Origin of the sequence: Pseudomonas sp. DSV-1, from assembly GCF_035830915.1 — a bacterium.
GTDB lineage: Bacteria > Pseudomonadota > Gammaproteobacteria > Pseudomonadales > Pseudomonadaceae > Aquipseudomonas.
In genome coordinates this window covers 958,889-984,959 of the sequence record NZ_JAYMYG010000001.1, presented here as the reverse complement: position 1 = coordinate 984,959, position 26,071 = coordinate 958,889, and the positions used below count along the sequence as shown (strand labels likewise).

The window sequence follows — 26,071 nt, the reverse complement described above, 5'->3', positions numbered from 1 at the left end:
AATGCTGCAATTTGAAAACGTTTCGACCTTTTACGGCAAGATCCAGGCCCTGCACGGCGTCAACGTCGAAGTGCGCCAGGGCGAGATCGTCACCCTGATCGGCGCCAACGGTGCTGGCAAATCGACCCTGATGATGACCTTGTGCGGTTCCCCGCAAGCCCAGAGCGGCAGCATTCGTTATCTGGGCGAGGAACTGGTGGGGTTGAGCTCGGCGCAGATCATGCGCAAAAGCATCGCTGTTGTACCTGAAGGGCGCCGGGTGTTTGCTCGTTTGACTGTGGAAGAGAACCTCGCCATGGGCGGATTCTTTACCGAGAAGCAGGAATACGAAGAGCAAATGGATAAGGTTCTGCACTTGTTCCCGCGTCTGAAAGAACGTTTCACACAACGGGGTGGCACCATGTCCGGTGGTGAGCAGCAAATGCTCGCCATTGGCCGTGCGCTGATGAGCAAGCCCAAGCTGCTGTTGCTGGATGAACCATCGCTAGGATTGGCCCCGATCATCATTCAACAGATTTTCGACATCATCGAACAGCTGCGTGATGAGGGTGTAACGGTGTTTCTGGTGGAGCAAAACGCCAACCAGGCGCTCAAAATCGCTGACCGCGCCTACGTGCTGGAAAACGGCCGGGTGGTCATGCAAGGCACCGGCGAGCAACTGCTCAACGATCCAAAAGTGCGTGACGCCTATCTGGGTGGCTAATGCTGCCTGCGACACAAAAAACGGCCCTTCGGGGCCGTTTTTTATTGCCCCCTACCGGGCTTTCTGTAGTAGCTGCCGTAGGAACGGGGGGAGGTTGCAGTTAAAAACCAAAAAATAATTCAGGTGCGCTGTAATAACTGCCCCCCTCGTTTCTCTAGTTGGGTAAGCCGGCAGCAATCGCTACCGGGATCTGGAGAATCACCATGAACAGCAAAACTACCCGCACCCTGTCCGCCGCTGCACTGACACTTGCTCTGGGTTCCGCCCTGAGCATCGCCGCCCTGCCCGCTCAGGCTGCTGGCGATATGGAGAAGTGCTTCGGGGTTGCCATGAAAGGCCATAACGATTGCGCCGCAGGGGCAGGCACTACCTGTGCAGGAACCGCCAAGGTAGACAATCAGGCCAATGCCTGGAAGCTCGTACCAAAAGGCACCTGCGAAACAACCTCCAGCAGCACCTCGCCTACCGGCTTTGGCCAAATGGCTGCCTACAAAGCCAAATCCTGATTCGCACACTGAGTGCTGATGATGCACAGCCCGCTTGCTTCGCTCATCGCGCCTCGTGCGCCCCTGCTCCCGCCGCGTGCGGGGCTGGGGCTCAAGGCCGAACATTTCCAGGATGTACTCGCCACCCGGCCTGACGTCGGCTTCTTTGAAGTACACGCCGAAAACTACATGGTTGCCGGAGGCCCGTTCCACCACTACCTGAGCCTGATTTGCGATCAGTATCCCCTGTCGATTCACGGCGTCGGTCTGTCGATCGGGGGCCAAAGCCCGCTCAATCCCGAACATTTGCAACGCTTGAGCACATTGCTCGACCGCTACCGGCCCCAGATGTTTTCCGAACATCTGGCATGGTCTTCCCACGGGCCGTATTTTTTGAACGACCTGCTGCCTTTGCGTTATGACACCGCCACGCTGACGCGGGTATGCGCGCACATTGATCAGGTCCAGAACCTGTTGCAGCGCCAGATCCTGCTGGAAAACCCCGCAACCTATATTGAGTTCGACGAGGCCCATTTCGACGAGGCCGACTTCATCCACGAAGTCATCACCCGCAGTGGTTGTGGCCTATTACTGGACGTTAACAACCTGTACGTGTCCTGCATCAACCACGCCCGTAATCCCCTGGCCTACCTCGATGCTTTGCCGCTGCGGGCTGTTGGAGAGATTCATCTGGCAGGTTTTGCCGAAGAGTCCGACAGCCTTGGCGAGCGACTGCTTATCGACAACCACGGATCACCCGTCGATCAAGCCGTGTGGACGCTGTACCGACAAGCACTGAAGCGAACGGGCCCAATGGCCACCCTGATCGAGCGCGACAACCATCTGCCTGCACTCACCGAACTCGTCAAGGAAGCACGACTTGCCGAGCACTACCTGAGCAGCACACAGGTGCAACCATGAATATGCAAGAGGCTTTCAGCGCAGCGCTGCTCGATCCTGATACGCCTTACCCGCAAGGTATTTCCTGCCATAACGGCGACATTGAGCGTCGTTTTGCGGTTTATCGCAACAATGTCCACAGTGGCCTGATCAACGCACTGGCCACGAGCTACCCGGTCGTTTCGCAGCTGGTTGGCGACGTTTTCTTTCAGGCAATGGCGCGGGCTTTTATTCAAGATTTCCCGCCCAAAAGCCCTGTAATGAGCACCTATGGCGTCCAGTTCGCAGATTTTGTCAAGGGTTTCGCACCTGCCAGCAGCGTGCCTTACCTGGCGGATGTCGCACGATTGGAACGTTTGTGCGTCCAGGCCTTTCACGCCGCAGACGCCTGCGCAGTGGACACGCACTTATTGATCCGCGCGCTCAACAACCCCGGCAGGCTTGGCCAGTTGTGCCTGCAACTGCATCCCGGCGTCGCAAGCCTGAATTCACCCTACGCCATAGCCGCTCTATGGACCGCACATCAACACCAGGGCCAAATTCAGGGCCTAGACCCGCATCAGCCACAAAGCGCCGTGGTGCTGCGCAACGGATTACGGGTGGAAGTGTTCGCGGTCGGCTGCGGGTGTGCAGCGTTCGTGGACGGGCTCAAGGAAGGCCGGCCCCTGGAACTGGCCGCTTGCCAGGCTCTGGAAGCCGCCCCTGATTTTGATCTGGGCCAGGCCCTGGCGCTGCTGATCACCCATGACGCCATCACCGGCCTACACCCCACCGCAGAGGTTTCGCCATGAACACCCATGCAACGCCCACATGCCAGATACGCCGTTTAATCGGACTGATGCAACGTATCCCCCACACGCTGATAGCCTTTGTCGCACGGTTTTCTATCGCTGCGGTGTTCTGGAAGTCCGGCCAGACCAAAGTCGAGGGCCTGGCGATCGACCTGGTGAACGGCACCTTTGAACTCAATGCCCCACACTTGGCCGACTCTGCGGTGTACTTGTTCAGTACGGAATACAAACTCCCGCTGCTGCCCCCGGACATTGCCGCGTACGCAGCAGCTTTCAGTGAACACGTCTTCCCGCTGCTGATCCTGCTGGGGCTTGCCACCCGTTTTTCGGCACTGGCACTGCTGGGGATGACGCTGACCATTCAGTTATTCGTGTACCCGGACGCCTACCCCACTCATGGGACATGGATCGCGATTCTGTTGTACCTGATGGCCAGAGGCCCCGGTGCGTTGTCGATTGATCACCTGATCGCCAGACGTTTTCGTTACCGCGCGTCAATGGCCTCACCGCTGCGCCGGAACCAGCCTGCAAGGTAATCCGCCAAAACCTGCGTGCGTTTCGGCAAACCGCCCTGATAGGGGTGAACCAGGTACATGGGGTTACTGCGTGTCTGATAGTCACGCAGCAACGCGCGCAATCGTCCATCGGCCAGTTCGGCATTGAGCATGTATGAAGGCAGGCGGGCGATACCGGCACCGATCACCGCGGCTTTTTTCAGCAAGCTGTAGTGATTGCTGGCAAACGGCCCCGAGACCCGCACACGGTGCAGTTCGTGCTGGAGGTGGTACTGCCACTCTTCGCGGCCGCTGTAGTGACTGTTGAGCAGGCAACGGTGCTCGACCAGTTGCTGCGGGGTGACTGGCTCGCCGTATTGCTCAAGGTAGGCCGGGCTCGCACAGGTGATCTCCTGCCAGTTGAGCACCAGTTTTGCCACCAGTCGCTCGTTATTGGCGACCTGAGAACGGATCGCCAGATCGAAGCCCTCCCGTGCCATGTCGCGGTAGCTGTTGTTGAGTTCCAGCTCGATCTGCACCTGGGGGTATTCGCGGGAAAATTCCATCAGCAGCGAATCAAAAAATGTTTCGCCCAAGGATACGGGCACGGTCATACGCACCGGGCCTGCCATATCGTCCTTGAGTCGGGCTAATGCCTGACGCGCCCGCTCCACTTGCACGACCAATGCCCGGGCCTGGGGCAGTAACGCTGCGCCAGCAGCCGTCAGGCTCAAACGCCGTGTGGTGCGGTGCAGCAACACCACCGCAAACTGAGCCTCCAAGAGGCTGATGCGTTTGGACAATTGCCCTTTGCTGCAACCCAGCTGCTGGGCGGCCAAGGTAAAACTCCCCGCGTCGATCAACACCGCGAACGCCGCCAAGTCATCCATTTCGCTCATGGATTGTTTCCATATGAAAACCAAAGGTTGCCTATTAGTGCGCTTATCCCGGTAAAAAACCACCACTAGACTAAGCACTCACCTCTTCCTGCAAGGAACACCCCATGAAAATCCTGTTGATCGGCGCTAACGGCACCATTGGTTCAGCCATTGATCGCGAGCTGTCGTCGCGCCACGAGATCGTGCGTATTGGCCGCAATAGCGGCGATTTTCAGGTCGATATCAGCGACAGTTCATCGATTCGCAACCTGTTCGAACAGACCGGACGCTTCGACGCGCTGGTCTGTGCCGCTGGCAACGTCAAGTTCGCCGCACTGGAAGACATGAGCGAAAGCGACTTCGCCCTGGGCCTGCAGGACAAGTTGATGGGGCAAGTCAACCTGCTGCTGATCGGTCGCGAGTTTGCCAACGATGGCGCCTCGTTCACCTTCACCAGCGGTGTCATCAATCGCGAACCGATTCGCACGGGCAGTTCGGCGGCACTGGTCAACGCAGCACTCGACGGCTTTGTAAAAGCGGCTGCCATCGAGCTGCCACGGGGGCTGCGGGTTAACTCGGTGAGCCCTACGGTACTGGAAGAGGCGATGGGCAAGTACGCGCCGTACTTCCGCGGTTTCAAGCCGGTGGCAGGCGCCGACGTGGCTCTGGCCTACGCCAAAAGTGTCGAAGGCCTGCAAACCGGGCAAACCTACATCGTGGGTTGAGCCGAGCTCTGTAGTCGCTGCCGCAGGCTGCGAAGGGTTGCGAAGCAAGCCGTTTTCTTGAAGAACCCACAGTTCCAATCGCAGCCTGCGGCAGCGACTACAGAAGGTGAACCTCTTGTGATGCACCGCCAGCCTGAGTAACGTGGCGGCTCTAGTCAGGAGTCCCAACGATGCGTGCTGTTCGTCCCTTGGTTTTGTTTGCCCTGCTGCCCCTGTTTGCGGGCTGCCAACTGCTCAACAGCAAGCCAGCTGACACCACCGCCGGCCTGACCCGCCTGCAAGGTGAGCTGGTTTCATCCGGTGATCAGTTGGTGTTCCAACCGTGCGTCGGCCAGCAGCGCTATGAAGTGCGCGACGGCGACAACACCACCCTGGTGCAGGACGCTTCTTACATGCCCAATAAACCGGGCAAGTTGTTCGCCGATATTCGCGGCAGTTTTGTCGCCAGCAAAACCCCCGGTGCGGACGGTGAAGTCCAGGTGCAACAGCTCTATCGCCTGGAACGCAACAGCAACGCCTGCCAGGACCTTAACTTCAAGCAACTGACCGTACACGCCAACGGCAATGGCCCGGCATGGGAAGTACAGGCCGGCGGCAAGGGCATGGTGCTTAAACGCGAAGGTCAGCCGGACCTGGCACTGCCTTATGTTGAAGAACAGATCGGTGACGGTCGTTTTTCGCTGTCCACTGAAGCCAACAATCAACGCATAGAACTGTGGGTTGCCCCACAACGTTGCACTGACAGTGTCGACGGCAGCGTGCAGCATCTGGGTGCAGAGCTGCGGATCAACGGTCAGGTCCAGCGCGGCTGTGGCTATTTTGGTGGCGCACGCAACGACTAACCGACAACTGTTGCCGCATAGTGCCCCGAAGCAGCTTACAATTGGCGGTTCTGCCAGGGTTTACCTGGCCCCCCGATACTGGACACTGTCATGTTACGAATTACCGAACTCAAGCTGCCGATCGACCATCCCGAAGAAGACCTGCGCCCTGCCATCCTGCAGCGCCTGGGCATCGAAAGTGATGACCTGCTCGATTTCACCTTGTTCAAGCGCAGCTACGATGCGCGTAAAAAATCGTCCGAATTGTGCTTTATCTACACCATCGACCTGAGTGTGCGCGATGAAGCGCCGCTGTTGGCCAAGTTCGCGGACGACCGTAACGTCAATCCAGCGCCAGACGTCAGCTACAAAGTCGTCGGCCAGGCCCCACAAGACTTGAGCCAGCGCCCGATTGTGGTGGGTTTTGGTCCGTGCGGTATTTTCGCCGGCTTGCTGCTGGCACAAATGGGCTTCAAGCCGATCATTCTTGAGCGCGGCACCGAAGTTCGCCAGCGCACCAAGGACACCTGGGGCCTGTGGCGTAAAAACGTACTCAACCCCGAGTCCAACGTACAGTTTGGTGAAGGCGGCGCAGGCACGTTCTCGGACGGCAAGCTTTACAGCCAGATCAAGGATCCCAAGCACCACGGCCGTAAAGTGCTGCACGAGTTTGTCAAAGCCGGTGCCCCGGACGAGATCCTCTACGTCAGCAAGCCGCATATCGGTACGTTCCGTCTGACCGGTGTCGTCGAAAACATGCGCCAGCAGATCATCGCGCTGGGCGGTGAAGTCCGTTTTCAACAGCGTGTGACTGACGTCCTGATCGACGACGGCCAGTTGACCGGCGTGGTACTGGCCGACGGCGAACAGCTGAACTCGCGCCACGTGATCCTGGCCCTGGGCCACAGCGCCCGTGACACGTTCCGCATGCTCCACGGTCGTGGCGTGTACATGGAAGCCAAACCGTTCTCGGTAGGTTTCCGGATCGAACACCCGCAGTCGTTGATCGACAGCGCACGCCTGGGCAAGTACGCGGGCCACCCGAAACTGGGCGCCGCCGACTACAAACTGGTTCACCACGCCAAAAACGGCCGTTCGGTTTACAGCTTCTGCATGTGCCCAGGCGGCACCGTGGTTGCGGCTACCAGCGAGCCGGGTCGTGTTGTGACCAACGGTATGAGCCAGTACTCACGTAACGAACGCAACGCCAACTCGGGCATCGTGGTCGGCATCACACCTGAGGACTATCCAGGTGGGCCATTGGCCGGTATCGAACTGCAGGAACGCCTGGAAGCCCACGCCTACGTGTTGGGTGGCAGCAATTACGAGGCACCGGCGCAACTGGTGGGTGACTTCATTGCGGGCAAACCTTCATCGGCCCTGGGCAGCGTCGAGCCGTCCTACAAACCGGGTGTATCCCTGGGTGATCTGGCCCTGGCCTTGCCGGACTACGCCATTGAAGCCATCCGTGAAGCCTTGCCGGCGTTCGAGAAGCAGATCAAGGGCTTCTCGATGCATGATGCGATCCTGACCGGGATCGAAACCCGTACCTCGTCGCCTCTGCGCATGACCCGTGATGCGTCGATGCAAAGCCTCAACGTCAAGGGCCTGTTCCCGGCAGGCGAAGGCGCAGGCTATGCAGGTGGCATTCTGTCGGCCGGTGTCGACGGCATCCGGATTGCCGAGGCTGTCGCTCGCGACATTCTGGGTATCGAAGCGTAGGTTTTTGACGCAGCAGGAGCGAGCTTGCTCGCGATTGCATCACTGCGGTTTGCCTGACAAACCGCAGCGCCTGCATCGCGAGCAAGCCCCCTCCCACAAACCCCGCATCAGAGGCCTGCCCGCAACACCCCTTCAGGCAACGCAGCGCCCTGCTCCACGCAGGCTTTGACTGCACCGATCAACGCGTCCAGTTCATAACCCTGAGCCTTGAGCCACTGCGCATCGTAGTAGGTCGTGGCATACCGCTCACCGCCATCACACAAAATCGCAACGATCGAGCCGCTTTCACCGTTGGCAACCATCTGCTGCGCCGCGATCAATGCGCCAATCAGATTCGTCCCGCTCGATCCTCCGACCCGTCGCCCCATGCGCTGCGCCAAGTAGTGCATGGCCGCCAATGACAAGGCATCCGGAACCTTGACCATCGCGTCGATCACCTTCGGCAAAAATGAGGCCTCGACCCTGGGCCTGCCGATACCCTCAATGCGCGAGCCGCAGTCCAGTCGCAAACTGGCATCACCGCTCAGGTAAAAGTCGAAGAACACCGAACGTTCGGCGTCGGCACACAGCACGCGGGTGTTGTGCTGGCGATATCGGACATAGCGCCCCAGAGTTGCGGTCGTACCGCCCGTGCCCGGGCTGGAGATCAGCCAACTCGGCTCCGGGTGACGTTCATAACGCAGTTGCTGGAAGATCGACTCGGCGATGTTGTTGTTCGCTCGCCAGTCCGTAGCCCGCTCTGCATAGGTGAACTGGTCCATGAAATGGCCACCGGTTTCCCGGGCCAGCCGCTCGGACTCGGCATGGATCCGGGTAGGGTCTTCCACCAAATGGCTTTGGCCACCATAAAAGGCTATTTGCTCGATCTTGGCAGGCGAGGTGCTGGCAGGCATCACGGCAATAAAGGGCAAACCCAGCAATCGGGCGAAATAGGCTTCAGACACTGCCGTCGAACCGCTGGACGCTTCGATCACCGGTGAGCCGGCCTTTAGCCAGCCATTACACAACGCATATAAAAACAATGACCTCGCCAAACGGTGCTTGAGGCTGCCCGTCGGGTGGCTTGACTCGTCCTTGAAGTACAACTCGATACCCGCAAAACCCGGCAGCGACACAGGAATCAGATGGGTGTCAGCACAGCGCTGAAAGTCTGCTTCAATCGTACGAATGGCTTCGCGTGCCCACTGGCGGTCTTGGTTCATGGAGGGTGGCTCGTGATAGCAAAAGGGAAAGCACAGCATGTGCGTGCGGTGTGCAACGACCAATCCTAAGACATTTCCTACAGTCGCCACAGGCACAGAACTGTCTCAATTTGACACACAACTGCTAGGCTCTTTGGCGATGCGAGAGCAAACCCCTGCTTATAACAAAAAAGAATATAGTTTTTGTTTTAACCCCTAACCCCACAGGTTAGGGTGTCGCACCTTTTACTTAATCGATGGAGAGCGACCTTGCCTCTGCGTAGTACTTTCACTCGTTTCTTTCAGTTGGAAGCTGCCAGCGGTCTGCTGTTGATTGCCGCGGCCGCTCTGGCTTTGATCATCAATAACTCACCGCTTTCCCATTACTACACGGCCTTTCTGGACGTGCCGGTAGCGGTACAAATCGGCGCCCTGCAAATTGCCAAGCCTTCGCTGCTGTGGATTAACGATGGCCTGATGGCCTTGTTCTTTCTGCTGATCGGCCTCGAAGTCAAGCGCGAACTGCTCGAAGGCCAGCTGTCCAAGCCCTCGCAAGTGGTGCTGCCGGGGGCCGCGGCCATCGGCGGGATGGTCGTGCCTGCGCTGATTTACTGGTACATCAACAAAGACTACCCCGACGCGCTGGGCGGCTGGGCAATCCCCATGGCCACTGACATCGCCTTCGCCCTCGGCGTGCTGGCCTTGCTCGGCAAACGCGTACCGGTGTCTCTCAAGCTGTTCCTGATGACCCTGGCGATCATCGACGATCTGGGGGCGATCATCGTGATCGCGGTGTTCTACTCCAGCGAGCTGTCCGGCCTGTCGCTGCTGCTGGCAGCGGCATGCCTGATTGCCCTGATTGCGATGAACCGCATGGGCGTGATCAAAGTTGCGCCTTATATGATCATCGGCCTGATCCTCTGGGTGTGCGTGCTCAAAAGTGGTGTGCATGCCACGCTGGCGGGTGTAACGCTGGCGTTCTGTATCCCGCTGCGGACCAAGAACTCAGAACCGTCACCATTGATGACCATTGAGCATGCACTGCATCCGTGGGTGGCTTACGCGATCCTGCCGTTGTTTGCCTTCGCCAATGCCGGTGTATCGCTGGCGGGTGTCAGCCTGCACAGTTTCGTCAGTCACGTGCCGATGGGCATTGCGGCGGGCTTGCTGATCGGTAAGACCGTGGGCGTGTTCGGCTTGACCTGGATCGCCATCAAGACCGGCATGGCATCCCTGCCCGCTGGGGCAAACTGGGGCCAGGTGCTGGGCGTCGCCATCCTGTGCGGCATCGGCTTCACCATGAGCCTGTTCGTGGGGTCACTGGCGTTCGTAGCAGGCAGTAGCGAGTATGTGGGCATGGACCGCATGGGCATCCTGACCGGCTCCATCCTGGCGGCGCTGATCGGCTATGGCGTCACACTGTTCTTCAGCCGCAAACAATCATTAGCGTGACCCTGCTTTAATGCGGGAGCGGACTGGCCCGGACAAAGGCAACGCAGATCATCTGCGTTGCCTTTGTCGCGACTGAACCGCCAAAAGAGGGAAACGTGGTCGATAAATTTCAGATTGTGCAATACGCGGGCATCACCGTGATGTTCCCGGCAGCGTTGGTCATTGCTGCCTGGTTATGGGTTGGTGCGTCGAAAAAAATCGCGTGTCTATGGTTGGGCGTGCTGGTGTGTGCCTACTTCATCGTGGGCGCGAGCAAGATCCTGTTCAAGGGGTGGGGCATTGGCCTGCATGACCTGGGCATTGCCGTCTTCAGCGGACACGCGATGAACGCTTGCCTGGTCTTCACCGTGATGCTGAATCTGCTGTGCCAACAGCTCGATCAACGTTTGCGCTGGCCAGTACTGGGAGCCGGTTTAGTGGCGACCTGGTGGTTTGCCATCCATTACGTTGCCCATACCATTCACCCATTGCCGGAGGCTATCGCAGGCGCACTGATAGGTTCGGTTGCCGCGTGTGTGTTTTTGTTTAGCGTCAAGCAATACAACCTCAGCAAGGTTCCACGGCCAGCGCTGGTGATGGGCCTGGCAGTGGTGCTGGCGTTCGACGCCATGCCCAAGTACACGGCAGAACGCTTGCTGGATCACATCGCCATAACGCTGTCGGGGGCCGACCAGGCCTTCAGGCACTCGTCCTGAGTTGAATCAGCGGACATGAAAAAACCCCGGCCAGTTCGCACTGGCCGGGGTTTTGTTTTAGCGCTGCCGCCCGGTTTACTGGGTAACGCGGCTGGTGCCATCAACGGTCATGATGCGCACGCGCTCACCGGTACGGAACACCTGGTTCGGCTCAACCTGCTGCACATAGGCACGGGTGCTGCCGTCGTCTTCACGTACGGTGATTTCTACGCCCTGGGTCTTGGTCAGGCCCGATTCGGCCGCAGAACCCAGCAGGCCACCGGCTACTGCGCCGATAACAGCTGTCACGATGCTGCCACGGCCACCGCCGATGGCGCTGCCGCCCACACCGCCCACGATAGCGCCGGTTGCAGCGCCGATCGGAGTCTTGGTGCCTTCAATCTGCACCGGACGCAAGGCAACGATGGTGCCCATACGAACGGTTTGTACACGTCGAGCTTCGTCACGGGAGTAGGTATCGCCGGTCAGGTTGGAGGTGCAGCCGCCCAACAAGACAGTCATGGTAGAAAAAGCGGCAACCAACAGAACAGACTTACGCATAGGATCAACTCCAAAAGATCAGGGATTCATTAAACTCCGCAGCCGGGGACCTGTCACGGTACAGCGCGGGTAAAAAGGCTTTATTCAGCGTCTGTACAGTAAAAACAGAACCGTTTCGCCGTTTCAAAACTTCAGCAAAGAGTAGCGCGAAATAATCATCTTGCATTGCGCGCCACCCTCGCAAGTAACGTCGTTAAGGCGCCAGGCGCTCTCGAGTCCACTCAGTCCCTTCACGCCGATAGTTAAGGCGATCATGCAGACGGCTTGGCCGCCCCTGCCAGAATTCAATGCGCTGGGGCAACAACCGGTAGCCGCCCCAGTGCTCGGGGCAATGGGGCTGGGTGTCGCTGAACCGCGCCTCGGTGGCCTTGAGCAAACCGACCAGCTCGTCACGATCCGCAATCACCTGGCTTTGCGGCGAAGCCCAGGCTCCGATCCGGCTGCCTAGAGGTCGAACCTGATAATAGGCATCGGACTCTTGGGGCGTGACCTTGACCACTTGCCCCTCGATGCGCACTTGACGCTCCAGGGTTGGCCAGAAAAAAGTCATGGCCGCGAACGGGCGCTCAGCGAGTTGCTGGCCTTTGGCGCTGGTGTAATTGGTGAAAAAGGTAAATCCCTGTTCATCCAGACCTTTGAGCAAAAGCACACGGCAATGCGGACGCCCCTCGGCATCGACGGTGGCCAGGGTCATGGCATTCGCCTCGACCGGTGGCTGTTCGGTTTTGACCGCGTCGTTGAACCACTGATGAAACAGCGCGAAGGGCTCGGCCGGGGCTTGAGCCTCGGCCAGCCCGTCACGGGTGTAATCACGTCGCATATCTGCCAATGCTTGAGTCATGCCGCAATCCTTCCCTGAATCAATCAGTTCTTGGTCTGATCGTTGGCGGCAACTTTCTTGTCCGCAGCCGCTTTGGCTTTAGCCACGACCGGCTTCTTGGCTGGCGCTGGCTTCACTGCTTTTTTGGCCGGTGCCGCCTTCTTGGCTACAACGCCTTTCTTGGCCGGTGCCGCTGCGTTCTTCTTGGCTACAGAAGGTGGAACTGCAGGCTGCACAGCAACCAGTTCAGCGGGCGACAAGGCTGGCTGGCTGTATTTGCTGACCAGCGCGACCATCGTGGCTTGCGGCGTCATCAGGATTTCAACCCGACGGTTCAACGCACGACCTTCATTACTGTCGTTGGCTGCGCGCGGCATCACAGAACCCATGCCACGCAAAGTCAGGCGGTTACCTTGCAAACCGCTCATGCGGAAGATGGCGGCCACTGACTTGGCGCGATCCAGGCTCAAACGGGTATTGGCGGCCATAGCGCCTGCAGAGTCCGCATGCCCCAACACCAACACGGCAGTTTTTGGATCGCCTTCAACGACTTTGGCAACGCGAGTGAACGGGCCCAGCATCGACGGCATCAGCAAGTCAGGACGGGTCGCCTTGAACGAGCTGTCAGCCGAAGCCACGATGATCAGCAGGTTTTCACGGCGTTCCAGTTGCAGGTTGGTGTCCTTGATCGCGACACGCAGGCGCGGCTCGTATTCATCCAGCCAGGCTTGAGTGATTTTCGGGTCTGGCATCGGGATCACGCCAACCGGGGCAGTTTTGGACGCTTTGTCATCGCCACCGAACGGCCACCACCAATTTTTGGTAGAGGTTGACGCGCCAGCAGGTGCGACAACGGCTGCCACTTTTTCCTTTTCAACCGGGGCGTCTTTCTTGGCGGAGTCAGAACCGAATGGCCACCAGCTGGAGCCACTGTCTTGGGCAACGGCAGCGGCAGCTGGAGCGGGTGTTTTGGCAGCCGGTGCTGGCGTCGGAGCCTTGGCAGCGGGAGCTGCAGCTTTGGCCACGGGCGGCGTTACTTTGGCGTCTGCCGGTTTGGCCGCAGCACTGGTGCCTTTATCGGCAGGCGTCGACGCCTGGTCGGATGAGCCCAACTGCCACCACTTATGGCCACCTTCGGCGTCATTCTGTGGAGTTTGTGCGCAACCGGTAATGGCCAGGCAGAGAGCCAGAGCTAGGGTCTTATTAGATGACATTGAATATCCACACAATGAATTAGGAATAAAGAGGCAATAAGCCTACATAAAAAAACGTTGCACTCATAAAAGCTACAGGGTTCCGACCTACGGCCTACAAATACCCGACTAGATACACGTCGCCAGGGCTTTGACCAGCTTTTGAGCCCTTGGGTCCATCAAAACATAAGGCCCCATGGTGTTGGTCACAAAACCAAAGGCCACTTCACAATCCGGGTCGGCAAAGCCAACCGACCCGCCAGCACCTGGATGGCCAAAGGCTTTGGGCCCTAAACCGAAGGTCGCGTTAGGCACGCTCGGCTGATCCAGCATGCAACCCAATCCAAGACGGGTCTGGGTGCGCAAGGTTTTATCCTCGCCCAGGCTGTGCTCGCGGGTCAGTTGCTCGAACATTTCGGCTTCAAGCAGACTGCCATCGAGCAAGCCACTGTAGAACCCGGCCAGGCTGCGGGCGTTACCGTGCCCATTGGCCGCAGGCTGTTCCATCCGGCGCCATTCGGGCTTATTGGTACTGGTCATGATCGACGGCGGATTGGTGAATGCCCGTGTGCTCATGGAGGTGGGCTCGTTCATCATCGCCTTCAGCAGACGCTGCGCCGCCGCATCCCCCATCGTCCCCTTGCTGCGGGCGATATGGGCCACCCGGTAAAACTCTTCATCCGCCAGCCCGACATGAAAGTCCAGCCCAAGCGGCCTGGCCGTTCGTGCCATGATCGACTGGCCCGCACTGCGGCCGTCGGCACGGCGAATCAACTCGCCCACCAACCAGCCATAGGTGATCGCGGCATAGCCGTGGCCTTCGCCTGGTGTCCACCAGGGCGCTTCAGCGGCCAGCGCATCGACCATGGTCTGCCATTCATACAATGCCATTGGCGGCATCAATTCACGCAACGCCGGCAAACCGGCCCGATGGCTCAGTAGCTGGCGCAACGTGATGGATTCTTTACCCGCTGCCGCAAACTCAGGCCAGTAACGGGCAACGGGCACATCAAGTTCCAGCTTGCCCTCTTCCACCAGTTGCAGCGCGGTGACAGCCGTAAAGGTTTTGGTGCACGAAAACAGATTGGCAATGGTGTCTGTGTGCCACGGTTGCTCTGCGTCCTTGTCAGCCGTACCGGCCCACACGTCAAGTACCGTTTCGCCACCGATCTGGATGCACAGTGCCGCACCGCGCTCTTGCGGATCATTGAAAAGATCAGCAAACGCCTCGCGTACTGCTTCGAACTTAAGGTCGTGAAAACCCTGAATCTGCACCCGCACCTCCTGGATCTGCATGGCTCTACAAGGCGTGCATTGTTCCAGCACCGGTAGGATTTTGAAACAGAGCAACGCGCTCTGGACGCACAATTTTTGGGCGTTATTGAATCGGCGCTGAAAGTATCAGCGCCAAAGTGGATTTTTTGTGAAATAGAACGCTTGTAGCCACTGCAGAAGGCAGAGGCTACACATCGCCAACCCGGCCTAAAGTGCCGCGTAGACCAAAGGCGCCAGTTTTTGCACGCGCGGGTCCATCAGCACATGACTGCCCATGGTGGTGGTCACGAAACCAAAGCTTACATCCCGCTCAGGGTCGGCAAAGGATATCGGCCCACCCAGCCCCACATGGCCGAAAGCCTTTGGCCCCATGCGATGTGACGCTCCCGGATCGGCCGGTTGTTCCATCATGCAGCCCAGGCCATAGCGCATGGGCCGCAGCAGGGTACGGTCTATATCGTTACTGTGCTCGCGGGTGAATTCTTCAAGCAGTTCAGGCCCCACCAGCCGCCCCCCCATCAACGCACTGTAAAACCCGGCCAGGCCATGAGCGGTGCCGTGGCCATTCACACCGGGATGGCGATAAGCCCACCAACGGGGGTCCGACGTTTGCCTCGACGCGTTGGAGGGGTTAGTAAAGGCAAGGGTCGCGACATGCTCGGGCTCGCTGACCATCACGGTGCGCAGGTCTTGCGCGTAGTTATCGCCCGTTCTCCCTTCAGCGCGTTCAAAAGCAGCAATGCGATGAAAGTGCTCCGAATCAACGCCCATATGCACTTCCAAAGCATTGGGCTCAGAAATCCGTTCACGAATAAACCTGCAGGGGTCTCGCCCATCGGCCCGGCGTATCAATTCGCCAACGATCCAGCCATACGTGGTGGCGCCGTAGCCTACATCGGTCCCGGGCTCCCACCACAGCGGCTCCGCTGCCACGACCTCGGCCATGGCATCCCAGTCGTACATGATGGGCGTGCGGTTAGGCAAACGCAGCGCGGGGATGCCGGAGGTATGACACAGCACCTGGCGCAATGTGATGCGCCCTTTACCGCCCTGGGAAAATTCCGGCCAATAGTGGGCAACCGTCTGATCCAGCTCCAGCTTGCCCTCCTCGACCAGCATCAGCGCCGCGATGGCGGTGAAAGGCTTGATGCCGCAATAGGTGTTGACCAGCGTGTCGTGACGCCAGGGCTTGTGCCCCTCCAAGTCCGCCACACCCGCCCACAGATCGACAACCGTCTCGCCACCGACCTGCACACAGAGTCCTGCCCCACGTTCCTGCGGATCGTCAAAGATCGCCTCGAAGGCTTGCTGAACGGCCTCAAATCCACTTGCACACTTCCCTTTAGCTTCCATGACCAAGACTCCATTCAGTTGAGTGAAGGACCTTAGTTTTAAAGTGGGAATTGAACAGGCAGAAACCCTTCAGGGCGATGAAATACTTCGCCGCCCATCGGGTTTGACCTCTCAGTGACCTTTGCCGGAATGACCGCCCGCATGCCCTGTGCCAGAGCGTCCGCCGCTGCCGTCGTCGGTTGCATGCACGGGGGCCTTGGCGGCTTTTTCTTCCTCGGCCCGGGCTTTGGCCGCTTCCTGGCCCAACTGGTCGAGGGCTTGCAGGTTGGACTTGCGTACGCTGTCGACAAATCCGGTAAACGGCAAATCGGTGATACCGATCATGCCGAAGTGACCGTTCTCGCCATCCAGCAGGCGACCGGTTACCGGCTGGTCCAGGTACTGGAACCAGTGCACACCGACAATCGATGGCTCGGCCACGGCCTGTTTGAGGAACTTGCTGTAGGCCGGACCGCGAGCCTCTTCGTTGGCCACTTCGGTGACACCGCCCCAGAACGGGCCGCGGTCACGGGAGCCAAAGTTGAACTCGGTGATCATCACCGGTTTGTCCAGTTCGCGCAGCTTGGCAAAATCATAACCGTCCTGCGGTTGCAGGGTGTAGAGGTTGAAACTCAGCACATCGCAGTACTTGGCGCAGGATGCCACGGCCTCTGGCGTGCTGACGGCGAAACGCCCGCCCAGCAGCAAGTGATTGGGGGCATGCCATTTCAGCGAGTCAGCAATGGTCTTGAAGTAGGTGTCGGCGAAGACTTTCTGGAAATACTGGTAATCGGCTTCGATTTCCGGGTGTTCGGCGTTAGGCAAAGGCGCCTCGAAGCCCGGGTCTTCCATGAGCTCCCACGCCGGAATATCCACACCCCAGGCCTTGGACAGGCCCTGCTGGTTGCGGTACTTGTCCCGCAATTGCTTGAGGAATGCGCGCTTGGCCGGTGCGTCGGTGGTCATGCGCAGCGTGCCGAGGGCTAACGCATAACGGGATTTCGGATCATCACCCGGGCCTGCCCACGCCAGTTCGTTGTCGGCGAAATAGCCGATCAACCACGGGTCGTCACGATGGTCACGGGCAGCAATGGCCACGGCGCGCTCGGTGGCCATTGCAAAGCGCGGGTCGAACGGGTCGGGCATGCCGCCCCACCAGTCGGCGCCGGTACTGATGCTGGTGTAGTCACCCACAATCGACAGCGGCAAGGTATACGGCACGCGATCATTGAGGCCCAACTGCGGGTCGCTCCAGTTGCCGATGGTGTTGAACCCCCAGGCTTGCAGTCGATCCAGGGTATGGGTTTGCCAGCGCTTGGCATCGAAGGCCTCAGGCGCACAAGGAATGGCGGGGGCGCTGCCCGGCTCGGTTTTTAGCTCGGTTTTTGCCAACGGGCAAGGTTCGCCGTAAATCCGTTGCAGGTTGGCACCGTAGAAGTTGTACCAGCGACCTGCGTTGAAGCCCCTGCCCTGAGTGGACGCATTGCCGCTGTTGTTGTCCGCGGTACCGTAATAGCTGGCCAGCGCAGCGCCGTCCTTGGGCAAGTCGGTGAACATCCACTCACGGCCTGCGACGTAGGTCTGACTGTCGTTGGCCGTCACGGCGTTCAGGCCCAAGGAGTAAAAGGGATGACCTTCGGGGGTGATCAGGTTCCAGCGTCCGTTACGTTTTTCGGTGCGGAAAAAACCGGTCGCCTCAAACCCTGGTCCCTTGAGCCAGCCGCCATATTTATCCTGGTCAGCACGTCCGGCCAGCCAGCCCTTGAGTTGTTGCTGTTCCTTGGCTGCCGCCGCCTTGAGCTGCTCGTCGTTAGCCACACGCTCCGGCCATTTGGCACGGGTCGACTGGCCGTAGCCATCGACGATCGAGCCATAAACAGCTTTGATCACGCCCTCACCGTCCTGCACCCCGAAGCGCTCCAGCAGAATGCTTTGCGCAGCAGCCGGTTGCGGGATCGACAGGCTCACCGAGACCACTTGGCTCAGATCGATGTCACCCGTGCTGGCGGCCAGCAAGATGCGCTGGCCATCGACTGTCATCGGCATTGGCGGGCCGGCTCGCATGCCCTGGCTGCGAGGCGAATTGGCCTTCAATGGCAACAGCAGAGTCTGCGCCGGGCCTGCTGGCAGTGCGACACGGCTGGTCAGGGTTTGGCCGTTACTGCTCTGCACGGTCACGTCCAGGGTCAGCGCCCAGTTCATCGCATTCTGGATGCGCAGGGTCATCATCCCCGACTGGGACCAGTCCCATACTCCGGTTTGCGGGGTCAACCGCAGGCTCGGCGCGGCGGCCGGGTTGAAGATCACGCGGCGCAGCACTTCGCCTTCCGCCGTTTGCTCCGCATTGTATTGCGGCAAGCTCGCATCCGTAGTCGCCACTTGCACCACATCTGCCGGGCGAACGAAATTGAACAGGGTTTGTTGACCGGCAGGCGCCGCCAACAGCGGGGTCGTAACCAGCAACGCAAAAACAGCAGACAGCGAACGGCGAATCATATGGATCTGGCTCTCCCAAACGGCCGAAAACGGGCCTGTGAGGTGGTGAAGGTCAAAGCATAGACAGCAAAGTCGGCAATAACGCCGACTCGCACTTAAGAAATTTCGCGCCTGAAAGGCGGCAATGCATTAAGGATGGCTTTGCCGTAGCGCTGGGTGACCAGTCGCCGGTCCAGCAAAGTGATCGTGCCGCGATCCTGTTCGGTTCGCAGCAGCCGCCCGCAAGCCTGCACCAGCTTCAGCGAAGCGTCGGGCACCGAGATCTCCATGAAGGGATTACCGCCACGGGCTTCGATCCACTCCGCCAGCGCCGCCTCGACGGGATCATCGGGCACGGAGAACGGGATTTTGGCGATGACCACGTGCTCGCAATAGGCGCCGGGCAAGTCCACACCCTCGGCAAAGCTGGCCAGGCCAAACAATACGCTGGAATCTCCACCGTCGACCCGGGCCTTGTGTTTATTGAGGGTTTCCTGCTTGGACAGGTTGCCCTGGATAAACACTTGCTTGCGCCAGTCCCGCTCCAGGCCGTCGAACACATCCTGCATTTGCTTGCGCGATGAAAACAGCACCAGGGTGCCCCGCGAACCTTCGACCAGTGCCGGCAGCTCACGAATGATCGCCGCCGTGTGGGTCGTCGCGTCACGCGGATCGGCTTTAAGGTCCGGCACCCGCAATACGCCCGCATCCGCGTGATGGAAGGGGCTTGGCACCACGGCGGTAACGGCGGCTTTCGGCAGGCCTGCGCGCATGCGGAAACGGTCGAACGTGCCCAGTGCGGTCAGGGTGGCCGATGTCACCAGGACGCCATAAGCCACGTTCCACAGGTTGCGACGCAGCATTTCAGCGGCAAGGATGGGGCTGGCATTGACCTCGATATCAAACAGCGAACCGCTTTCAGCCAGGGTCAGCCAGCGCGCCATTGGCGGGTTGTCTTCAGGGTCTTCGACGGTAAAGGCAGTCCACAATTCCCAGTTGCCCTGGGCACGGGACAGCAAGCTGCCAAACAGTGGATACCACTCTTCAGCCTGGTTGCTGGTGATGCCGATATTGACCTCACCGTCCATGCCGTCCTTGAGGATTTCGGTCAGGCGGGTGAACAGATCCGTCAGGCGCGAGAAGCCTTTTTTCAGTTCGATACCCATTTCACGCATGTGATCGGGAATCAACCCGCCGATAAAGCGGTGGCGGGGCCGCTCACGGCCCTCTGGCTCTTCACCCACTTTAAAGTCCGCAATTTGCTCACACGCCGCGAACATGAACTGCTGCTGGGCCTTGATCTCTTTGGCCAGCTCCGGCACTTGCTCCAGCAAACGGCCCAGGTCGCCCGGCAATGGGTGTTGGGCAAGCAGTTTGGTGAGGTTTTTGGCGGTTTGCTCCAGCCAGTCGGCCGTTGAACGCAAACGGGTGTAATGGGCGAAATGGCCAATAGCCTTGTCTGGCAGGTGATGACCTTCGTCGAACACGTAGACCGTGTCTCGGGGGTCAGGCAATACAGCGCCACCGCCCAGGGCGAGGTCAGCCAGGACCATGTCGTGGTTGGTGACAATGACGTCCACCTTGCTCATGCCTTCGCGGGCCTTGTAAAAGGCACACTGTCCGAAGTTGGGGCAATGACGGTTGGTGCATTGACTGTGATCGGTGGTCAGGCGTGCCCAGTCCTGGTCTTCCAGCGCCTGGGGCCAGCTGTCGCGGTCGCCGTCCCATTTATTGCCGGCCAGTTTTTCAATCATGCTGGTGAACAGCTTCTGGCTGGCCTCATCGACTTCGATCTTGAAGCCTTCTTCTTCGAACAGCTGCGCCGTCGCGGTTTGCGCGTGGCCCTCTTGCAGCAGCATGTCGAGTTTGGACAGACACATGTAGCGGCCACGCCCCTTGGCCAGCGCGAAGGTAAAATTCAGCCCGCTGTTGCGCATCAGGTCCGGCAGGTCCTTGTAGACGATCTGCTCTTGCAGCGCGACGGTGGCGGTGGCGACTACCAGTCGCTTGCCTGCCGCCTTGGCCACTGGAATGGCCGCCAGGCAATAGGCCACGGTTTTACCGGTGCCGGTGCCCGCTTCTACAGCGACCACAGCCGGATCGCCACTGCGGTGGTTCTCTTCGTCGGTGTCGATATCACCCAGCACCTTGGCCACTTCAGCGATCATCAAACGCTGGCCGTAACGGGGCTTAAGGCTTTTGGATTCGAGAAAACGCGAATAAGCGCCCTGGATCTGGGTTTTGAGTTCGGTACTAATCATGATTCTTCGGGCGCAAGAAACGCTGGATAAATTTTCAGTGGTTCGAATGGCCGCTATCATACCCCGCTAATTCATCCCGCGCCGAACGGAGTACCCCAATGACCGCCTTTGCCCTCGCCTACAGCCTGCATGTATTGGCCGCCCTGATCTGGGTGGGCGGCATGTTTTTCGCCTGGATGATCCTGCGCCCGGCGGCAATCGCAGCCCTGGAAGGCCCTGCGCGGTTAAAACTGTGGGTTGAAGTGTTTCAACGTTTTTTTGTCTGGGTATGGGTCGCGGTGGTGATTTTGCCGATCAGCGGTGTCGGCCTGCTGCAGATGCGCTTCAACGGTTTTGAAACGGCTCCGCGCTACGTACAGATCATGATGGGGCTGTACATCGTGATGGTGGCGCTGTTTATCCGGATCCAGTCGCTGCAATTGCCTGAATTGCGCAAGGCCGTAGAGACCCAGGCGTGGGCAGAAGGCGCAGCGGTGATGGGCCGGATCCGGCGACTGGTGGGGTGCAACCTGCTTGTGGGCCTGGCACTGGTGGCCATTGCAGCGGCACGGCCGGGTTTCTGAGTCTGACGGTTAACTTCGATGTGTGTGGGAGCAGGCTTGCTCCCACAATTTGCCTGGATTACAGCCGCTGAAGAGTCACCGCGCCCGCTGTACCCGCTTCACCCGGCTGCCCGGCCAGACCGGGACGGCCCGATTTGCCGCCGTCCGTGCGGTACACGATGCAACCCTTGGATTTACCGCCTGAGCCCGGGCGTCCGGCTTCCCCGGGCTTGCCACCCGCACCACCGTCTACCCGCACGTTGATCTGCTCGCCAGGGTAGTCACGAGGCAGTTCGACCCGCACCTGCCCCCCTGCTGCACCCGGCTGGCCATTGCCACCGTTGTCGCCATTGGCACCTGAGCCCGCCGAACCCCAGGTACAACCCGGATTTTCACCGTTGCCGCCATCCAGCCCGACAAAACCCGGCGCCCCCGTACCACCACGGGCGTCGATGGACAGTTGCGGCGCTTGCAGTGACTCGATGCGCAGGCTCAGGTCCCGTGCTGGCCGTGCCGGTTTTTCGAAGGTGCCCGCGGCACCGCGGGCATTGATCTGGCTGCCTTCGCCCAGTTCGGCACGGACCACCCGCAGCTCTATGCCGCGTTCGGCCGGCACGAGGGTGATGCGCGCCTCGCGGCCCAAATGCAGTTGGTCGATGTTGACCTGAGTGACACCGGCCGGAATCAATAACGTGCCGTAATCTGCAACGTCGAGTTTTTCCAGGTGCAACACGCTGGCGTTGGCGGGCAGGCGCATCAGCGAGTTGGCTTCAACCAGTACCACGTCAGCGTGGGCAAAAGGGCTGCACAGGGCAGCCAGCAAACATAACTTACGCATGACGGGGCTCTCGCTCAGCAAGGGTGTAGGCGTGGAAAATTCCAAGCACAATAATCAGCAGGCGATCACGCCAGGGATGGGGCCGGTCTTGCAGACGGGCTTTGAACAGCAGCATTTCAAGCGCGTGGGTCAGCAGCAACAGACTGCCAGCAGCGTTAATCAACACATCGAACGGGTAGATCAAGGGATCGTACAGGTTGATCAGTACCACGCCCCAAAACACCAGCGTCAATGCCTTACCCAGCCCCCAAAGCATCTTCATACATCCGCCTTCAGATTTTCTTTGGACGCACAGTAACGGCTTGCAGGAGCACGGCGCCAGATACCTTTACAAAAAGTTTCGCCGCAGAATTGACCCTGGTGATCAAACCTGCGGCGAACCTCAGTACCCGGTGCCTGCTCAGCGAACGATCAGGATCTCGGTACGTCTGTTTTGGGCCCGACCTTCAGGGGTCTGGTTACTGGCAATCGGGTTCGCCTCGCCGGCACCTGCCACAGAGACAAACTGACTGCGCGGCACGCCGCTTTCGATCAAGTACTCGACCACTGACTGCGCACGCTGTTTGGACAGCTTGAGGTTGTATGCCTCATTACCCACGCTGTCGGTGTAGCCGGTGACCTTGAGCTGCGCATTGGCTGCGTCTTTTTTCAGGCGGGCAGCAATCACATTGAGCTTGTCCTTGTCGGACGCGGTCAGTTTGGCGGAGTTGAATTCGAAATTCACATCACGCACCACAATCGCTTCTTCCTTGACCACGACCACTTCCTGCACCACAACCACGGCCACAATCGGACAGCCCACGTCATCGACTTTCACGCCCTTGGGTGTGTCAGGGCACTTGTCGCGACTATCCAGTACACCATCGCCATCCGCATCGCCATCGCCGTGAACCCAGCAATAAGCGGCAGCCATGCCCGCGCCGAACAGGGCACCGCCCCCGGCCCAGGCTGAACTGTTTATCGCGCCCAACGCCGCCCCGCCCACACCCCCGACGGCGGCACAGGTGGGCCAATCGGTTTTCTGCAACCCGGCACAGCCCGTTAAAACACTGGTGAGAACAACCAAAGGTAACGCTGTTCTGATGAGGCTCATAAGGGGATCACTCCTGAGGGTCGGCGTCTGGCCGATGCACCGCAAAGTAAAGACCTCGGTTGGGGTATGCGCCAGCATCGTGACAGCACCCCTAGGCCGCAAGGCTCGCGCAGGCTAGTCTTGGACGCTCTAAGTGAGGACTTTCGATGACGCTCGGTATTTCTACACGCACGCCCCAGCAAGCGCTGGCAGCACTGCTTGATCGTTATGCGCCGCAACGCTTGCTCGTGGTCGGCGCCAGCAGCTTCCCGGCACTGGCCGCTTTTCAGGCTGCGCACCCTCAGGCACTGGTCGCTCACGCAGCGCCCGGCCCACTGCCCCAGGACCTTGGCGCACAGCGCTTTGACCTCGCCCTGGTGATCGATTGCCTGGAACACCTGCCCAAACGCACAGGTCTGGAGCTGTTGGGAGGGATTCGCAACCTCAATGCCAGCCGCATCGCCGTGCTGGCGGATCTGACGGCCTGCGACTGGAAAGAAACCGATTTTTTCGCACTCGCCCTGCAAAGTAATGAGCGCTTTCAGCGTGACGAGCAGGTACTGACTCTTTTCACTTACGATCTTCGCGAGTACAAACAAGTACCCGACTGGCTCAACGCCAGGTTTTGGGCCAATCCGGAAAATTTTGGCAAGTATTGGTGGTAACCCGATGAGTACATCCATTTGCCCCTGTGGCAGCGGCAACCTTCTGGACGCCTGCTGCGGGCACTATCATGACGGTCATCCGGCCCCAAGCGCCGAAACACTGATGCGCTCGCGTTACAGCGCCTATGTGCTGGGACTGATCGACTATCTGGTCGCGACCACCTTGCCCGTGCAGCAGACCGGGCTCGATCGGCTGTCCATTGCCGACTGGAGCGCGCAAAGTACCTGGCTGGGCCTGACGGTCGAAGTCAGCGAAGTGTTCGGCGGTCAGCCTGAACATGCATTTGTGACCTTTACTGCACGCTGGCATGACGCCAACGGTGAGCACAGCCACCGCGAGCGCTCGTCATTTGTACAAAGCTGTGGCCGCTGGTATTTCATCGACCCCACGGTACCGCTGAAGGTTGGGCGCAACGATGCATGCCCATGCACCAGCGGCCTTAAATTCAAAAAATGCTGTGCCGGCTTTTTCAGTCAATAGGCTGACCGGATTCTGGCACTTTGAGGGGTAAGGAATGGATGCTCGGGCTCGAATAATAAAAGCAACTGCCCTGGCGATGGTCCTGATGCTGTCGGGATGCGTCTCCTGGTTTGACTCCGCAGACAAGGACCCGGACGTACGCCTGGTCAGGGTTGAACTGGTTCAGGCCAAATTACTGGAACAACGCTTCAAGCTGCATTTCATGATCGATAACCCCAATGACTCCACACTCACCGTGCGGGGCCTGAGCTATACCGTGTACCTGGGCACGATAAAACTCACTGAAGGTGAACGAGAACACTGGTTCAGCGTGGAACCCAACAGCCAGGCAGAATTCACGATCCCGGTTCGCACCAACCTCTGGCCACAGGTGCGTCCCCTGGTCAAATTGCTCGAAACACCCGACCGGCCCATCCCCTACCGGTTTGAGGGCACACTTGAAACCGGCCTGTTCTACGGTTACGACGTGCACGTGACGCGTAAAGGCGAGATAATCCCCGGTGATTTTATTCCAGAGTGATTGAGCAATGACCCAACAACCCCACGTTCATGGCCCCGACTGCAACCACGATCATGATCATGGCCACACCCATGACCACGACAATGGTCATGTACATGGCCCGCATTGCGGCCATGCACCTCAAGAGCCTGTGCGCAACGAACTGAAAGACGTTGGCCGCAACGACCCTTGCCCGTGCGGCAGCAGCAAAAAATTCAAGAAGTGCCACGGCGCCTGATCCCACGGGGCGCTCTGCAAACGCCGCACCTGCCTTGGGCATGTGCGGCGTTTGTGTTTTTGCGCAATGAAAATTCAGATCAAGAATCCATCACCGGCTTTCATCCGACGCTCTTTTGGGAGTAAAACTGACAACCCACAGCCAACGGCCACCTCTGACGGCCATTGCTTGCTGCGTGATTATTTCCTTTTGGAGCCCTTCATGATCGATCTTTATTACTGGACCACGCCCAACGGCCACAAAGTCTCGTTGTTTCTTGAAGAAGCTGGCCTGCCCTACAAGGTTCACCCGATCAACATCGGTAAAAATGAACAGTTCGCTCCGGACTTCCTGAAGATCGCCCCAAACAATCGCATCCCTGCCATTGTCGACCAGGCTCCGGCCGACGGCGGCGAACCGCTGTCGCTGTTCGAGTCCGGCGCTATCTTGTTGTACCTCGCGGAAAAAACCGGGCAATTTTTGCCCAAGGATCTGCGCGGTCGGCAGATGGCCCTGCAATGGCTTTTCTGGCAAATGGGCGGCCTGGGACCCATGGCCGGGCAAAATCATCACTTCAATCGTTTCGCACCGGAAAAAATCCCGTACGCGATGAAGCGCTACACCGATGAAACGGCCCGCCTGTACGGTGTCTTGAACAAACAACTGGAGGGTCGGGACTTTGTGGCCGGGGCCGAGTACAGCATTGCCGACATGGCGATTTACCCGTGGATCGTGCCCCATGAGTGGCAAGGCCAGAACCTGGACGATTTCCCTGCCCTGAAGGTGTGGTTCCAGCGCATCAAGGCACGCCCGGCCACTGAACGGGCCTACGCGCTGGTGGATAAAATCAACCCGCCCAAGTAACCCGATCAGGCTTTGCATAGCCGCTGGCGCAGGCTGCAACGGACCGCGCAGCGGCTCTATGAATTTGAAGGCCCTGCGGGCCTTATCGCAGCCTGCGGAAACGGCTACAGATAGCGCTTGCACGGTGTCATCGGCCTCACTAACGTAGCG

Annotated in this window: 29 protein-coding genes; 16 read left to right on the top strand and 13 right to left on the bottom strand. The window is 59.1% G+C overall.

The genetic code is table 11. The features are described from left to right. The first annotated feature begins 1 nt into the window (after position 1). The 5 genes from VSQ83_RS04675 (at position 2) to VSQ83_RS04655 (ending at position 3,415) form a co-directional block, all read left to right on the top strand. Positions 2-703 (top strand): ABC transporter ATP-binding protein, encoded by a 702-nt coding sequence (locus tag VSQ83_RS04675; protein WP_133075849.1) that lies wholly within the window; start codon positions 2-4, stop codon positions 701-703. A 203-nt stretch (positions 704-906) separates the two neighbouring features. Further along, positions 907-1,209, top strand: a complete 303-nt coding sequence (locus VSQ83_RS04670; protein ID WP_133075850.1) for a BufA1 family periplasmic bufferin-type metallophore — start codon at positions 907-909, stop codon at positions 1,207-1,209. Positions 1,210-1,230: 21 nt separating this feature from the next. After that, positions 1,231-2,109: an MNIO family bufferin maturase gene (gene bufB, locus VSQ83_RS04665; protein WP_219260785.1), complete on the top strand. Its 879-nt coding sequence runs from the start codon at positions 1,231-1,233 to the stop codon at positions 2,107-2,109. Further along, a complete protein-coding gene (locus VSQ83_RS04660) occupies positions 2,106-2,879 on the top strand; it encodes an HvfC/BufC N-terminal domain-containing protein (protein WP_219260787.1) in 774 nt (257 codons plus the stop codon). Before bufB ends, VSQ83_RS04660 begins: the two co-directional genes overlap by 4 nt. Beyond that, on the top strand, positions 2,876-3,415 hold the full coding sequence (locus VSQ83_RS04655; RefSeq protein ID WP_219260788.1) for a DoxX family protein: 540 nt from the start codon (positions 2,876-2,878) through the stop codon (positions 3,413-3,415). The genes VSQ83_RS04660 and VSQ83_RS04655 overlap by 4 nt, the downstream gene beginning before the upstream one ends. Here the strand turns inward: VSQ83_RS04655 and VSQ83_RS04650 are convergent. Continuing rightward, positions 3,364-4,272: a LysR family transcriptional regulator gene (locus VSQ83_RS04650; RefSeq protein WP_219260789.1), complete on the bottom strand. Its 909-nt coding sequence runs from the start codon at positions 4,270-4,272 to the stop codon at positions 3,364-3,366. The genes VSQ83_RS04655 and VSQ83_RS04650 overlap by 52 nt on opposite strands. A gap of 104 nt (positions 4,273-4,376) precedes the next feature. Between VSQ83_RS04650 and VSQ83_RS04645 the strand changes: the two genes are divergently transcribed. From VSQ83_RS04645 to VSQ83_RS04635, 3 genes are all read left to right on the top strand, one after another. Next, positions 4,377-4,976 carry a short chain dehydrogenase gene (locus VSQ83_RS04645; protein ID WP_133075855.1) on the top strand — a complete coding sequence of 200 codons (600 nt, stop codon included), beginning with the start codon at positions 4,377-4,379 and terminating at the stop codon, positions 4,974-4,976. Positions 4,977-5,146: 170 nt separating this feature from the next. Next, entirely contained in the window at positions 5,147-5,818 is a 672-nt protein-coding gene (locus VSQ83_RS04640) for a COG3650 family protein (RefSeq protein WP_219260790.1), read from the top strand. A gap of 90 nt (positions 5,819-5,908) precedes the next feature. Then, positions 5,909-7,519, top strand: a complete 1,611-nt coding sequence (locus tag VSQ83_RS04635) for an NAD(P)/FAD-dependent oxidoreductase (RefSeq protein WP_133075857.1) — start codon at positions 5,909-5,911, stop codon at positions 7,517-7,519. Between the two features lie 107 nt (positions 7,520-7,626). Here the strand turns inward: VSQ83_RS04635 and VSQ83_RS04630 are convergent, their stop codons facing one another. Then, the gene (locus tag VSQ83_RS04630) at positions 7,627-8,721 is read right to left on the bottom strand and encodes a PLP-dependent cysteine synthase family protein (RefSeq protein WP_326425473.1); all 1,095 of its coding nucleotides are present in this window, start codon (positions 8,719-8,721) and stop codon (positions 7,627-7,629) included. A 249-nt stretch (positions 8,722-8,970) separates the two neighbouring features. Here VSQ83_RS04630 and nhaA point away from each other — a divergent pair, with 249 nt between their 5' ends. Both nhaA and VSQ83_RS04620 read left to right on the top strand, forming a co-directional pair. Beyond that, positions 8,971-10,152, top strand: a complete 1,182-nt coding sequence (gene nhaA / locus VSQ83_RS04625; RefSeq protein ID WP_133075859.1) for a Na+/H+ antiporter NhaA — start codon at positions 8,971-8,973, stop codon at positions 10,150-10,152. A gap of 95 nt (positions 10,153-10,247) precedes the next feature. Next, positions 10,248-10,847: a hypothetical protein gene (locus VSQ83_RS04620; protein ID WP_133075860.1), complete on the top strand. Its 600-nt coding sequence runs from the start codon at positions 10,248-10,250 to the stop codon at positions 10,845-10,847. 75 nt (positions 10,848-10,922) lie between these two features. Here VSQ83_RS04620 and VSQ83_RS04615 read toward each other — a convergent pair whose 3' ends face one another. The 8 genes from VSQ83_RS04615 to dinG all read right to left on the bottom strand — a co-directional run bounded on the left by VSQ83_RS04615 (position 10,923) and on the right by dinG (position 20,743). After that, positions 10,923-11,387, bottom strand: coding sequence for a glycine zipper 2TM domain-containing protein (locus tag VSQ83_RS04615; protein ID WP_133075861.1), 465 nt, complete (start codon positions 11,385-11,387; stop codon positions 10,923-10,925). Between the two features lie 4 nt (positions 11,388-11,391). Continuing rightward, on the bottom strand, positions 11,392-11,553 hold the full coding sequence (locus VSQ83_RS04610) for a hypothetical protein (RefSeq protein ID WP_219260795.1): 162 nt from the start codon (positions 11,551-11,553) through the stop codon (positions 11,392-11,394). 27 nt (positions 11,554-11,580) lie between these two features. Further along, positions 11,581-12,228: a pyridoxamine 5'-phosphate oxidase gene (gene pdxH, locus VSQ83_RS04605; protein ID WP_326425470.1), complete on the bottom strand. Its 648-nt coding sequence runs from the start codon at positions 12,226-12,228 to the stop codon at positions 11,581-11,583. Between the two features lie 23 nt (positions 12,229-12,251). Next, entirely contained in the window at positions 12,252-13,421 is a 1,170-nt protein-coding gene (locus VSQ83_RS04600) for an OmpA family protein (protein WP_326398385.1), read from the bottom strand. A 108-nt stretch (positions 13,422-13,529) separates the two neighbouring features. Next, complete coding sequence (locus VSQ83_RS04595) at positions 13,530-14,675, bottom strand: serine hydrolase domain-containing protein (protein WP_326427682.1); 1,146 nt, start codon at positions 14,673-14,675, stop codon at positions 13,530-13,532. A gap of 207 nt (positions 14,676-14,882) precedes the next feature. Then, positions 14,883-16,028, bottom strand: a complete 1,146-nt coding sequence (locus tag VSQ83_RS04590) for a serine hydrolase domain-containing protein (protein WP_326425468.1) — start codon at positions 16,026-16,028, stop codon at positions 14,883-14,885. A 111-nt stretch (positions 16,029-16,139) separates the two neighbouring features. Further along, a complete protein-coding gene (locus VSQ83_RS04585; protein ID WP_219260800.1) occupies positions 16,140-18,503 on the bottom strand; it encodes a beta-galactosidase in 2,364 nt (787 codons plus the stop codon). Positions 18,504-18,598: 95 nt separating this feature from the next. Next, positions 18,599-20,743, bottom strand: a complete 2,145-nt coding sequence (gene dinG, locus VSQ83_RS04580; protein WP_326425466.1) for an ATP-dependent DNA helicase DinG — start codon at positions 20,741-20,743, stop codon at positions 18,599-18,601. A gap of 98 nt (positions 20,744-20,841) precedes the next feature. Between dinG and VSQ83_RS04575 the strand changes: the two genes are divergently transcribed. Continuing rightward, positions 20,842-21,306, top strand: coding sequence for a CopD family protein (locus VSQ83_RS04575; protein ID WP_133075867.1), 465 nt, complete (start codon positions 20,842-20,844; stop codon positions 21,304-21,306). A 58-nt stretch (positions 21,307-21,364) separates the two neighbouring features. Here the strand turns inward: VSQ83_RS04575 and VSQ83_RS04570 are convergent, their stop codons facing one another. The 3 genes from VSQ83_RS04570 to VSQ83_RS04560 form a co-directional block, all read right to left on the bottom strand. After that, positions 21,365-22,123, bottom strand: a complete 759-nt coding sequence (locus VSQ83_RS04570) for a collagen-like protein (RefSeq protein ID WP_133075868.1) — start codon at positions 22,121-22,123, stop codon at positions 21,365-21,367. Further along, a complete protein-coding gene (locus VSQ83_RS04565; protein WP_133075869.1) occupies positions 22,116-22,385 on the bottom strand; it encodes a DUF1145 domain-containing protein in 270 nt (89 codons plus the stop codon). Before VSQ83_RS04565 ends, VSQ83_RS04570 begins: the two co-directional genes overlap by 8 nt. Positions 22,386-22,523: 138 nt before the next feature. Continuing rightward, positions 22,524-23,216: an OmpA family protein gene (locus VSQ83_RS04560; protein WP_133075870.1), complete on the bottom strand. Its 693-nt coding sequence runs from the start codon at positions 23,214-23,216 to the stop codon at positions 22,524-22,526. A 146-nt stretch (positions 23,217-23,362) separates the two neighbouring features. On the opposite strand from VSQ83_RS04560, the gene VSQ83_RS04555 reads away from it, so the two are divergent. The 5 genes from VSQ83_RS04555 (at position 23,363) to VSQ83_RS04535 (ending at position 25,921) form a co-directional block, all read left to right on the top strand. Then, positions 23,363-23,860: a DUF6231 family protein gene (locus tag VSQ83_RS04555; RefSeq protein WP_326425464.1), complete on the top strand. Its 498-nt coding sequence runs from the start codon at positions 23,363-23,365 to the stop codon at positions 23,858-23,860. A 4-nt stretch (positions 23,861-23,864) separates the two neighbouring features. Beyond that, positions 23,865-24,341, top strand: a complete 477-nt coding sequence (locus tag VSQ83_RS04550; RefSeq protein ID WP_219260801.1) for a YchJ family protein — start codon at positions 23,865-23,867, stop codon at positions 24,339-24,341. Between the two features lie 34 nt (positions 24,342-24,375). Next, the gene (locus tag VSQ83_RS04545) at positions 24,376-24,861 is read left to right on the top strand and encodes an LEA type 2 family protein (RefSeq protein WP_219260802.1); all 486 of its coding nucleotides are present in this window, start codon (positions 24,376-24,378) and stop codon (positions 24,859-24,861) included. A gap of 7 nt (positions 24,862-24,868) precedes the next feature. Further along, entirely contained in the window at positions 24,869-25,078 is a 210-nt protein-coding gene (locus tag VSQ83_RS04540) for an SEC-C metal-binding domain-containing protein (RefSeq protein WP_019823514.1), read from the top strand. A 201-nt stretch (positions 25,079-25,279) separates the two neighbouring features. Then, entirely contained in the window at positions 25,280-25,921 is a 642-nt protein-coding gene (locus VSQ83_RS04535; RefSeq protein WP_133075874.1) for a glutathione binding-like protein, read from the top strand. Positions 25,922-26,071 lie beyond the last annotated feature (150 nt).